Source organism: Anaeromassilibacillus sp. SJQ-1 (assembly GCF_046693725.1).
Taxonomy (GTDB): domain Bacteria; phylum Bacillota; class Clostridia; order Oscillospirales; family Acutalibacteraceae; genus Anaeromassilibacillus.
Genome location: NZ_JBKEIV010000044.1, coordinates 78,872 through 90,712, shown reverse-complemented (window position 1 = coordinate 90,712; position 11,841 = coordinate 78,872). Strand labels below are relative to the sequence as shown.

The window sequence follows — 11,841 nt, the reverse complement described above, 5'->3', positions numbered from 1 at the left end:
CTCCTTTTTATCATTCAAGGTGAAATTCTTTTTCTGCATGCAATGTAAAACGGAACACCGTTCCACGTGGGATATTATCCTGTACAGAAATTGTTCCTCCATGCGCGTTGATAATTGACTTACAAAGGGAAAGGCCCAAACCTAATCCGCGCCGGCCTTCCCCGTGGGTATGATCCGTAGTAAAAAACATATCGAACAAACGCTTTTTCACATCATCGGCAATTCCAGGACCATCGTCGGCAATGGTCACAACGGCCCACTCTCCCTCGCGCTTCGTCTGAATATCAATGTGAGAACCTGGAGGCGTATATTTGATTGCATTGTCCACAATATTGATAATCACTTGGATCACAAGACGTGAATCCATACGCGCCATGAGTAAATCGTCTTCCTGCTCAAAGGTAATTCTATGTTCTGCTTTCTTTCGATTGATATGGCGCAGGGCTTCCTGGACAACCTCTTCCAACAATTCCGGAGTTTCATGAATGTTCATAGAGCCATTTTCGATTCGCGTAACCGATAAGAGGTTCTCCACTAGATTAATCAACCACATGGAATCATCATAGATATCCGTATAGAGTTGCCGCTTCTTTTTCCGATCTAAAACGCTTTCATTTTCCATCAGGATTCCAGCGTTCCCGGAAATGCTGGTCAATGGTGTACGCAGATCGTGTGAAATTGCGCGCAACAAATTGGCACGAAGTTGTTCCTGCTGCGCCTGTAGGGATATTTGATTTTTTGTTTCGTTGATATGATCCTTTTCCAATGCAAGCGCAAATTCTCCCAACAGTGCAATCAATAGGTTCTTTTCGAAAGCGTCCAATTCGTCGTCACGGGGGATTACGATTCCGACTACAGCGAATACTTCGTCGTGACTGCGGACAGCCAAATAGAGGCATCGAGCCCCGGGAAGGGTATCCGTCGTTGCTCCGGCATGTTTGCTATTCCGAAACGCCCACTCCGCTACCGCGCGCTCGTCTTGGGCTAAATAGGGGGAAACATCTGTATTTCCAAGCGGAAAAGGCATCGGTTGCCCAAGACGCCGTCCTCCCTTTGTTTGTATCTCAATCGGATAAAGAATAATGGTACGATTCAACAAACGAAGCAACTGACCTGCCATGGCCTCATATATTTCCTGCCGGCTCATAGCGCGCTGCAATTTCTGGCTGGTTTCTAATAGAACCTCTGTTTGCTGCGCCTGAAATGCAGACAATGCTGCCTGCTTTTTCACACGCATGGTCAAGGTGCTGGTCAAAAAAGAGACAATAAACATTACAACAAAGGTAATTGGATACTCTGCATCATATGCTTGCAATGTAAAACGTGGGTCCGTAAAGAAGTAATTAAACGCCAATACGCTGACCACCGAAGCCGACGCGCCATAGACCCAGCCATTGGTGACCGATGAGATCAACAATACCCCCAAGATATAAAACGCAATGATGCTTGCTTCACTAAATCCCAATAGAAACAACCACAAGCCTAACAGCGAAACCGCTCCCAAAATCCCTACGGTTTTCATAAAATCCACCACAGAGAACTTTGGCGGTTTCCGAAAAGAACGAGGCGATGGGGGAACATATTTGACCGGTGTATCTGGAATCACATAAATATCCACCGAAGGTGCTAATTTCGTCAACCGGTCTACCAAACTCTGAGGATTGCGAATCCGGCTAAACAGAGTCCGTTTATTGTTGGAACGGCCTATTACAATTTTCGATATACCGCTCGCTTTGGCGTATTCTGCGATCTGTGCCGGCACATCCTCTCCATAGACTGTTGAAATACGGGCTCCCAGCTGCTCCGCCAACTTCAAATTTCGGCGCAAACGCATTCGGTTTTCGCCGGAAAGCTCCCGCGTTCCAGGTGTCTCCACAAAAAGAGCGGTGAACATTCCATGAAACGCCTCTGCCATCCGCGCCCCTGTACGGATTACCTTTGCATTGGATGGGGAACTTGACAGACAGATCAAGATGTGTTCTTCTGTGGGAAGTTTTTCTTTGGCTGCTGCCTTGCGTTCCCGTTCTGCTGTTCGATTGACTCGATCTGCAGTTCGACGAAGGGCAATCTCTCGTAAAGCCACCAGATTATCGCGTGTAAAAAAGTGTCCCAGTGCGCGCTGTGCTTGATTTTGCTGATAGATTTTCCCTCGCTCTAAACGTTCGATCAAATCATCCGGCTCAATGTCCACGAGTTCCACTTGGTCAGCCTGATCGAATACATCGTCCGGAATCCGTTCTCGGACGGTAATTCCTGTGATCGAAGCTACAATGTCGTTTAAGCTTTCAATATGCTGGACATTTACCGTTGTAAATACATCGATTCCGGCCCGCAAAACCTCTTGAATATCCTGATAACGTTTTCGGTGGCGGCATCCCTCCGCATTGGTATGAGCCAGCTCATCGACCAATACAAGCTGCGGCTTTCGTTTTAATGTCGCATCCAAGTCGAATTCCCGCAGGGTGATTCCCCGATGTGCAACAAGTAGAGGTGGCAAACTCTCCAAGCCATTCAAAAGCGCCAACGTTTCCGGACGTGTATGCGGCTCAATATACCCTGCTACAACATCAATTCCCTCTGTTTTGGCTGCATGTGCCGCTTCCAACATCGCATAGGTTTTTCCCACACCGGCTGCATACCCAAAGAAAATTTTTAGTTTTCCGATCTTTCGGGCGGCCTCCGCTTCTTCCGTCTGAATCTGCTTGAGCAACAGATCTGGATTAGGCCGTTCTTCCTCCATTCGATTCACCGTCCTCTTTTTTGACTAAGCTCACCAGAACAACTCTGCCCATAAAGGCCATCTCCTACGGGGCTCCATTCCTATGTTCCGGCTCCATTCAATGATAATGCACGCTTTCAGTTTTTCTCCTGTAGGGACTATTTTCTTTGGATGTTGTTTCTTGGCTTCTCACCACAGCACAAATCGAAACGCTATTTTTTAGTATACCATAGATGCATCTATATTCGAAGAGGTGACATTCATAAAATTTTGCTACACAAAACCCGATATTCTTGTGCTCCGACTATGGATCACCTTTTTATGTTTCAGTAAATGTGTAATGCAGGCGCTGGATGGCCTATTCAATGGAAGGAATCTTCGGGTCCAATCAAAATATGTTTTGACTGTACCGTTCCATACTTACTTATGGCTAGCTTGTAGAATTCCTCTTTATCATGATAAAAAGGAAACGCCTTATACTACCGTATAAGGCGCTCTCGAAAAAGTAGTCTGGAGCTTTTACAGGTATGAACCTTGGCAGAATTTCTATTTTCTTTATCTCTAGGGCTTCTTAAAAGTTACGCCTGTATAATACCACGCAACACATATTGAAGTCCTCGCTCCGTTCTGAGAAGCAAATGTCCTTACTTCACACATAGACCACAAACCTGTATCCGGATCTTGTTCCCGAATCCGTGTCCAATGCATTTCCTGCGATTGGCTATAAACAATATCATCTATTACAATCGTTGTAGAAATAGTGGTGTTATTAAAGGTCTGTGAATCAATTGAAAGGCCATCATAGATACTTGTTCGGCGAATATCTGCCAAAACAGGTTTCGCAGCATTTTTTGCTCGAATGGAGAGACGGATTGCGCCAGCCGCTGCATATTGTGCTGTTAAATATAAACTTTGAAGAGGAACATCAATGGAGCTACCCGATGTGGACAAATCCACATTATAGCATTCCATTGTGGAGTGTAGATTTGGACTTACAAACTCCTGATCGGCCGTTTTAAAACGTACTTTATAGCTTGTTGTCGTGTTTTCTTCTACAGTAATTGTTGGGGAAATGCCATCTTTTCCTGTAGCACCCGTTTCACCTATTGGCCCCTGTGGCACAACAAAATCGAGTTGGACACCAGTTTCCGTATCAGAAGCCGATACACTCCCTTTTCCATCCGTACTAGTAGTAACATTTCCAACGATGATCGTAGGAGTAGAACCGGTTGCACCAGTTGGACCGATGGCCCCTTGTTCTCCGGTTGGACCAGTTGCACCAACTGGTCCCTGTTCACCTGTTGCTCCCGTTGCGCCAACCGGCACTACAAAGTCCAGGCTAACCCCAGTTTCTGTGGCGTTCGCTGTTACCGACGCTTCTTCTCCAGAACTTACGCTTCCCACTTCGACAGTGGGACTTACTCCGGTTGCACCGGTGGCTCCTATGGGGCCTTGTTCTCCCGTAGCTCCCGTTGCACCCGTCGCCCCTGTTGCGCCAACCGGCACTACAAAGTCCAGGCTAACCCCAGTTTCTGTGGCATTCGCGGTTACCAACGCTTCTTCTCCAGAACTTACACTTCCCACTTCAACAGTGGGACTTGCTCCAGTTGCACCGGTGGCTCCTATGGGTCCCTGTTCTCCTGTAGCTCCCGTCGCTCCTGTGGCTCCAACTGGCACTACAAAGTCCAGGCTAACCCCAGTTTCTGTGGCATTCGCTGTTACCGACGCTTCTTCTCCAGAACTTACGTTTCCCACTTCAACGGTAGGGCTTGCTCCGGTTGCACCGGTGGCTCCTATGGGGCCTTGTTCTCCTGTAGCTCCTGTTGCACCTGTTGCTCCAACCGGCACTACAAAGTCTAGGCTAACCCCAGTTTCTGTGGCATTCGCTGTTATCGACGCTTCTTCTCCGGAACTTACGTTTCCCACTTCAACAGTAGGGCTTGCTCCGGTTACACCGGTGGCTCCTATGGGGCCTTGTTCTCCTGTAGCTCCCGTTGCACCCGTCGCTCCTGTGGCTCCAACTGGTACTACAAAGTCCAGGCTAACCCCAGTTTCTGTGGCATTCGCTGTTACCGACGCTTCTTCTCCAGAACTTACGCTTCCCACTTCGACAGTGGGGCTTGCTCCGGTTGCACCGGTGACTCCTATGGGCCCCTGTTCTCCTGTAGCTCCCGTTGCTCCTGTGGCTCCAACCGGTACTACAAAGTTTAGGCTAACCCCAGTTTCTGTGGCATTCGCTGTTACCGATGCTTCTTCTCCAGAACTTACGTTTCCCACTTCGACAGTGGGACTTACTCCGGTTGCACCGGTGGCTCCTATGGGACCTTGTTCTCCCGTAGCTCCCGTTGCACCTGTCGCCCCTGTTGCGCCAACCGGCACTACAAAGTCCAGGCTAACCCCAGTTTCTGTGGCATTCGCTGTTACCGACGCTTCTTCTCCAGAACTTACGCTTCCCACTTCAACAGTGGGACTTACTCCAGTTGGACCGGTGGCTCCTATGGGTCCCTGTTCTCCCGTAGCTCCCGTCGCTCCTGTGGCTCCAACTGGCACTACAAAGTCCAGGCTAATCCCAGTTTCTGTGGTATTCGCGGTTACCGACGCTTCTTCTCCTGAACTTACACTTCCCACTTCGACAGTGGGGCTTACTCCAGTTGGACCGGTGGCTCCTATGGGACCTTGTTCTCCTGTAGCTCCCGTTGCACCTGTTGCTCCTGTGGCTCCAACTGGCACTACAAAGTCCAGGCTAATCCCGGTTTCTGTGGCATTCGCTGTTATCGATGCTTCTTCTCCGGAACTTACGTTTCCCACTTCAACGGTAGGGCTTGCTCCAGTCGCACCGGTGGCTCCTATGGGTCCCTGCTCTCCTGTAGCTCCCGTTGCACCTGTTGCCCCCGTTGCTTCAGTATCTCCTTTTGGGCCAATCGGCCCCATCGGGCCTTGTTCTCCCTGTTCTCCTTGCGGGCCCTGGCACCCACGATCACCTTGTGGGCCTTGTGGACCAGTTTCTCCCTGCGGCCCCTGCTCTCCTTGTGGACCCTGTGCTCCTATAGGTCCTCGTTCTCCCATATCACCTTTATCACCTTTTGGACCAGCGGGTCCAACCATGCCGGAGTCACCCTTTGGTCCAACTGGTCCTCTGTCGCCTTGCGGACCCATAGGTCCTGGATTTCCCCGAACACCTTGGGGGCCCATCTCTCCCGGGTCTCCTTTGGGGCCGGCATCTCCACGGACACCTTGCGGGCCACGTGGCCCCATGGGGCCAACCATTCCACGAGGGCCAATCGGACCAGGACACCCTGGTTCCCCCTTTGGGCCTTGGGGGCCTTGTGAGCCACGTTCTCCTTTGGGACCTTGTGGACCTTGAGGACCAGGAATTCCTTGTGGGCCCTGAACAACATAGTTATCGTCTACTGGATAACATGGGCAATTTCGGTTTGAGAAATTACACCCATAACAGTTCATTGGATTCATCCTCCTTATACACCTTCGACGGTTACCCCGTCCTACACTAAAATATGTAACAGGCCCCACAAATGCTTGTAATAATCGAAAGAATAAGGCCCCGTATATTCTTTTTTGTAAGGAAACAATTCCATATATAAGCGCCTGAATAAATATTCTCGCACAAAAAGGGCCAGGCGGTTTTCCATATGGAACCGCCTGGCCTCTTCATATAAAGATTCTCAATTTTTCTGATGATGCATGGACTCATTAATCCATGTCCTTTTCATAGTCAAGAATTTCTCCTGTACTCGCATCAATTTCATAGGAGTATTCTGTTCTTCCAATGTCCCACTCCACCTCATACTTTATTCGACCATGGTCATGATCGAATTCTACTTTCATCCGTTGTACATCGCCTTCAGTAACACCCGCATGTTTCAATGCAATTTGCTTGGCTTCATCTGCCGTCAATGACACTTCGCCGGAAGATCCCGAATTACTGGGAGCGGAATAGTATTCTGCATCATGGTCATACGAAAGAATATCCCCAGAAATTGCATCGATGTCATAATCATATTCGGTATTGTCCTTATAGAACTCTACCTCATATTTCCAGCGTCCATCATCCCTTTCCAATTGGGTGTAGACAAACTTCACGCTGTCCTTGCTGACACCTGCATGATCTAAAGCGATTTTCTGTGCAGCATCTTCGCCAATATATGAATCTGTAGCGGATGAAGAACTCGTTTTGGCAGGCGTACTACTTGAGGTAAATGATTGATTACCCGATTTCTCCGGAGCAGTTTCTTTGCCCGAGGTTACAGGTGCTTGTGAGGCAACCTGCGATGACGAATTATAATGTTCAATATCTCGATCCATAGAGAGGATTTCTCCTGTTACTGCATCGATGTCATAATCATATTCTTCATTGCCAACCACAAATTCAATGTCATATTCTGCGCGATTGTCATCATAATCTAGGCGTGCCCGAATGAACTGCACTTCGTCTTCAGCAAAACCAGCGTTCTTCAATGCAAGATCCTTTGCCTCTTGTTCCGTGATATAGTCGCCTGAAGCATTACCCGCAATTCCTGCCGAAACATTGCTTGAGGGCGAAGCCACTGGTGCGACCGTCGTTCCCGCGCCAGAAGCATTGGACGCTGTATCTGACACAGGCGACCCACACCCGGTAAAAAGTGCCAAACTAAGAATCACGGCAGAAGTTGCAATCCATAAATTCTTTCTATTCATACATCATACATCCTTTCCAAAATGTATTTCATTTGCTTTTGTGTCTTCAGTATATCCAGCAAAGATTAAAGCTTCATTAAAAGATGTATGTTTTTTTAATTTTTCTAAGCATGAAACGAAAATGTAAAAGCCGAGCCTTGGCCGAGAACACTCTCCACCTGGATATTCCCTCCATGTGCCTGAACAATCCATTTTACCATAGAAAGGCCCAGTCCTGCGCCGCTGGCACTGCGCGCGGAATCCGCCTGCCAAAACCGCTCCCAAACTTTTTCCAAGTTTTCTGGAGCAATTCCGATACCATTATCTTGTACACAACCGATGATGAGCCCTTGTTTTTTTTGCAAAGTTATCTGCAACCATCCGCCTTCTCTACCATATTTCACTCCATTTTCAATCAAATTAATCCACACACGCATCAACATGGTTTCATCGCCCTGCATCTCAACATCGGGCTCAATATGTGTCTCCAATTGGATATGCCGCATACTGGCGTTCTCCTGTTGTTGCTCCACAACCATCATGGCTAAGTCACTGAGGTTAACTGTTTCAAACTGCATCTTACCATGAGCTTTATCTGCACGTGCAAGCATTAATAGCTGAGAAATCATGACAGCCATTTTTTCTGCTTGATTTAAAATTGCATGCAACGCCTCCCTTGCTTCATCCAATGTTTTTGCACGCTCAAGAGCATATTCACACTGAGAAATAATCACTGTTGTTGGCGTTCGCAATTCATGTGAAGCATCGGAGGTAAACTGCTTTTCCCTCTCAAAAGCCTTTTCCAACCGCGCAAACATACTGTCAAACTCCGCGGCCAAGGTATAAACTTCATCCCGTCCTTGGCCGAGTGCAATACGGCGAGATAGGTCGTTCCCTTCTCCGATTTCACGCGCGGTCTGAATGATTCGCCGCACTGGCTGAAAAGCACGGCGTGTGATGAAATAGCCGCCTACTGCCGCAAACAACACAAAAAACGGCAGGACAATCAGCGCCAGACGGTAGAGTGTCGAAATCGTTGAATCTACTTGATTCGCTGCCGACACGCTGCGTATCCATACAGTGCCATATCCATAAATCGTGTTCTGTTCATCATATACATACCAGCTTTTTTGCATACTGGGAATGGTTCGCAATTGACCGGGAGCAAATACTGCCGAATTGTCAAAGTCCCTTGGAACAGAACCGTAAAGCGGTACACCACCGGCATCGTACACCGAAAGATAGATACCGTCCTTAAAATATTCCAAATCATCATCGATTTCTATTTCCCCGTCGTCTGCGTCAATCTCCCGCCATCCTGCGGCCACCATATCCATCATCTGGCTCTTTGTTTCTTCCAGTGCCGACTGAGCACCCGTATAAAACAAAAAAGCCAAGACGATGCTGACCAGCAACACCATAAGCAGCGTAAACCACAGGGTCACCTTCAAATGGATTGATAAGCGCTTCATTTGTCCTCCCGCAAAACATATCCCGCTCCACGTACCGTATGAATCAACTTGGGCTCGTAGCCATCGTCCAATTTTTTACGCAAATACCGAATATAGACATCCACCACATTAGAACCGCCTTCATAATCGTAATTCCAAATATGATGACTGATCTTCTCCCTGGAAAGTACAATCCCGCTATTGCGAATCATATATTCTAATATAGCAAATTCTTTGCTGGACAATGACACCACTTGTCCGTTTCGCTGAACAGTACGGGCCGTACAGTCCACCGTCAAGTCTGCCACAGAAAACACATCGCTTGTGCTGTCTGACAACCGGCGAATCATTACACGAAGACGAGCCAAAAGCTCATCAAAAGCAAATGGCTTTACCAAATAATCGTCTGCCCCAGCATCCAACCCAGTGACACGGTCTTCAATTCCGTCCCTAGCCGTCAGCAAAAGTACGGGTGTCTTGTCGCCGCCACTGCGTAACTCTCGAAGCACTTCCAGCCCGCTAATTCCTGGCAACATAATATCCAGGACAATCGCATCATATTCCGCACAGCGTAAATAATCCAGAGCATCCGTCCCATTAAAACAGCTGTCTACGCTATAATGTGCGGCCTGTAGCTGTTTTACAAGCAGATGATTCAGTTCGGGTTCATCCTCCACCACAAAAATTCTCATATAATTCCCTCCAATTTACGACTATTATGATACATTCTGCGTATCCAATCAAGCCCTAATTTTATTTATCCAGAGTTTCACACAATAAAAAAAGGATTTGACTAGCGGACCATAATCTACCCGGACCATCATTTGGGATGATTTGAGATGGAACCAGCCTCGGCACGGATGACACCATTTGGGGTGGAGAATTTTTGATTGGAGATTATCAAACATTTTCCCATTGTGGCTCAATTCGTCCAATTTTTCTTCCCTGGGGCGATGCAACTGTTCGGGAGATTGGCAGGATCGCGTTCTCGCTTCTATGGAATGCAGACCTTTCCCTCAAAGGCACATCCTGCTCACCACAAAGCCAAACAGCTTTTTTCGCCATTTTGAATAAACGCCAGCATATCCAGAAGCTAGCAGCATCGGGCGGCTATTCGATGGAATTCTATAGCTCTTGGCCAGTCCACAATATGTCCATTATGAGGGACAGGAAGCCTCTCTTTTGAAAACGTTGGCTCAAAACGATATTCCTGGTCGATGGTATCCAGTGGAGTTCTATGAAAAAATGGACTTCGCCTATTTGACACGCGTCCCCTACTCCGTGCAATTGTGGGGGACATTGTGATTCAAACAAATCCTGCTGCGATTGCCCGCGGTTTTATGGATGTCTTGCGCCGGATGGCATTGAGCAGTGCCGCGTTCTAAACCCGGATAGACTACCGATAGTCCTCTCCGGCGGCGTGTTTTTCAAAAAGATTTCAAAGAAATTGTACAATCCATTACAGGCATTGCAAAGCAGGTAAGCGTACAAATCGTCACTGGCGATACAAAGGTGGTTGAATGTAGAAAAGGGGACGGCCTTTATGCCAACACTGCTGGAATCGGTTCACCGTGGTGTCCGGTTTATCCTATCAATCAATTCGTGCGGAAGATGTCGTTTTAATCAGTGGAAGTGTGGGATGCTATGGTGCAGCTGTACGGCAAGGGGAGAAATCCCCTTTGAGGGCAAGCTGTATTCCGACGGTTCTCCACTCCATCCGCTCAGTGCTGCGGCATTACAAGTTGGTGGTGTGCGTATTTTACGCGACCCTACTCGTGGCGGGATCGCTACAACACTCAATGAATTTGTTGAGAACCGTCCACGGACGATCGAATTAGAAGAAGAATCTATTCCTGTTGATCCCGGCGTTGCTGCATCTTGTGAGCTTTTGGGGTTAGCCCCGCTTTACAACGCCTGCGAGGGACGTATGCTGGCTGTCGTTTCCCTGGAACATGCTGCCACCGTATTGGATGCCAGGCATCATACTCCCGGAGAAGATGGTGCTACTGTCATTGGCCGTGTGACAGAAAGTCGGCCTGGACGCGTTATCCTTCATACCACATTCGGTGGAAGCCGCATCCTCGGGAAACTTACCGGAGCACAATTGCCTCGAATTGCGGAAAGGCATAAGGACATATTCCAAATCAGACGAAAGGTGTACTGCATAGTATCATGGAATGCAGTACACCTTTCAATTTGCCACTTATAAAATTAATTTTGGATACATAAGGAACAAAAAGCAACTACTGTCTTATGACTATCCTGAATAGATTCTTCATAAATTATTAGAAAAACAGTTGCTTTGCTATAGTCCGATGCACTTCATAATTTCTTAGGCCTTATCCTGTAGTTCTTTAAGTTCCAATATGATTAACAGACACAATTTTTACAAGAAAAGAGCCTTCGAATTCGAATTGCAGAGATCTGAGGTGGGAGACTTTTGGTCATCACACCATTGTACCAAATCCCCACTCGATCCCCCGCCGAGAGGCACTTCGTGCAATCAGTATTTACCATCACTTCCTGACCCGTAGCATGATCTCTTACCAAAAGACGGTTAGCCCAAACTTCACGTATTGTTGCAATCATAATCATCTGTTTCACCTCTGTAATAGCATATGCTCAAGAGTACGAACAGGCTAAACACGAGGATTCCGTGAGTGATACTGGATATTTCTAATTCTTTTCTTCTTGTATCTAGCGTCCATAGATAAAACATTTTTTAATTGTTCAATGCTTTCTAAAACCATCTCACACGGGAACTCTATAATATACACGGTAAGTGTACGAAGATATTATAAATTTCAATGCTGGATTCCATGAAAAAAACCTGAACGCAATTTGCGTTCAGGTTTCAGTTGGTGCCGGTGGCCGGACTCGAACCGGCACGTCATTGCTGACAACAGATTTTGAGTCTGTCACGTCTGCCAATTCCATCACACCGGCATGTAACGTTAAAGATTATACAACATTGCTCGCAAAAAAGCAACAGTTTTT

The 11,841-nt window shown here is 47.4% G+C and carries 9 protein-coding genes and 1 tRNA gene; 3 read left to right on the top strand and 7 right to left on the bottom strand.

Features of this window, described 5'->3' with window-relative positions:
- Positions 1–10 precede the first annotated feature (10 nt).
- From ACGCCZ_RS12025 to ACGCCZ_RS12000, 6 genes are all read right to left on the bottom strand, one after another.
- Positions 11–2,740, bottom strand: coding sequence for an ATP-binding protein (locus ACGCCZ_RS12025; RefSeq protein ID WP_054324255.1), 2,730 nt, complete (start codon positions 2,738–2,740; stop codon positions 11–13).
- Positions 2,741–3,280: 540 nt separating this feature from the next.
- Positions 3,281–5,650, bottom strand: coding sequence for a hypothetical protein (locus ACGCCZ_RS12020; RefSeq protein WP_411656137.1), 2,370 nt, complete (start codon positions 5,648–5,650; stop codon positions 3,281–3,283).
- A gap of 113 nt (positions 5,651–5,763) precedes the next feature.
- Entirely contained in the window at positions 5,764–5,940 is a 177-nt protein-coding gene (locus ACGCCZ_RS12015; protein WP_411656136.1) for a hypothetical protein, read from the bottom strand.
- Between the two features lie 490 nt (positions 5,941–6,430).
- On the bottom strand, positions 6,431–7,414 hold the full coding sequence (locus ACGCCZ_RS12010) for a PepSY domain-containing protein (RefSeq protein WP_085533149.1): 984 nt from the start codon (positions 7,412–7,414) through the stop codon (positions 6,431–6,433).
- A 104-nt stretch (positions 7,415–7,518) separates the two neighbouring features.
- On the bottom strand, positions 7,519–8,865 hold the full coding sequence (locus ACGCCZ_RS12005; RefSeq protein ID WP_085533151.1) for a sensor histidine kinase: 1,347 nt from the start codon (positions 8,863–8,865) through the stop codon (positions 7,519–7,521).
- Positions 8,862–9,536 (bottom strand): response regulator transcription factor, encoded by a 675-nt coding sequence (locus tag ACGCCZ_RS12000; protein WP_054324320.1) that lies wholly within the window; start codon positions 9,534–9,536, stop codon positions 8,862–8,864. The genes ACGCCZ_RS12005 and ACGCCZ_RS12000 overlap by 4 nt, the downstream gene beginning before the upstream one ends.
- Before the next feature lie 194 nt (positions 9,537–9,730).
- Between ACGCCZ_RS12000 and ACGCCZ_RS11995 the strand changes: the two genes are divergently transcribed.
- The 3 genes from ACGCCZ_RS11995 (at position 9,731) to ACGCCZ_RS11985 (ending at position 11,053) form a co-directional block, all read left to right on the top strand.
- Positions 9,731–10,030 carry a hypothetical protein gene (locus tag ACGCCZ_RS11995; protein WP_143255282.1) on the top strand — a complete coding sequence of 100 codons (300 nt, stop codon included), beginning with the start codon at positions 9,731–9,733 and terminating at the stop codon, positions 10,028–10,030.
- Positions 9,979–10,149 carry a hypothetical protein gene (locus ACGCCZ_RS11990; RefSeq protein WP_411656233.1) on the top strand — a complete coding sequence of 57 codons (171 nt, stop codon included), beginning with the start codon at positions 9,979–9,981 and terminating at the stop codon, positions 10,147–10,149. Before ACGCCZ_RS11995 ends, ACGCCZ_RS11990 begins: the two co-directional genes overlap by 52 nt.
- A gap of 238 nt (positions 10,150–10,387) precedes the next feature.
- A complete protein-coding gene (locus ACGCCZ_RS11985) occupies positions 10,388–11,053 on the top strand; it encodes a HypE family hydrogenase expression/formation protein (RefSeq protein WP_082402229.1) in 666 nt (221 codons plus the stop codon).
- 650 nt (positions 11,054–11,703) lie between these two features.
- On the opposite strand, the gene ACGCCZ_RS11980 is transcribed toward ACGCCZ_RS11985, so the two are convergent.
- Positions 11,704–11,790, bottom strand: a tRNA-Leu gene (locus ACGCCZ_RS11980).
- Positions 11,791–11,841 lie beyond the last annotated feature (51 nt).

Bases quoted from the DNA above. Each gene is read 5' to 3' on its own strand.
- ACGCCZ_RS12025 (WP_054324255.1), bottom strand. From the start codon at position 2,740: ATGGAGGAAGAACGGCCTAATCCAGATCTGTTGCTCAAGCAGATTCAG.
- ACGCCZ_RS12020 (WP_411656137.1), bottom strand. From the start codon at position 5,650: ATGGGGCCGATTGGCCCAAAAGGAGATACTGAAGCAACGGGGGCAACA.
- ACGCCZ_RS12015 (WP_411656136.1), bottom strand. From the start codon at position 5,940: ATGCCGGCCCCAAAGGAGACCCGGGAGAGATGGGCCCCCAAGGTGTTC.
- ACGCCZ_RS12010 (WP_085533149.1), bottom strand. From the start codon at position 7,414: ATGAATAGAAAGAATTTATGGATTGCAACTTCTGCCGTGATTCTTAGT.
- ACGCCZ_RS12005 (WP_085533151.1), bottom strand. From the start codon at position 8,865: ATGAAGCGCTTATCAATCCATTTGAAGGTGACCCTGTGGTTTACGCTG.
- ACGCCZ_RS12000 (WP_054324320.1), bottom strand. From the start codon at position 9,536: ATGAGAATTTTTGTGGTGGAGGATGAACCCGAACTGAATCATCTGCTT.
- ACGCCZ_RS11985 (WP_082402229.1), top strand. From the start codon at position 10,388: ATGCCAACACTGCTGGAATCGGTTCACCGTGGTGTCCGGTTTATCCTA.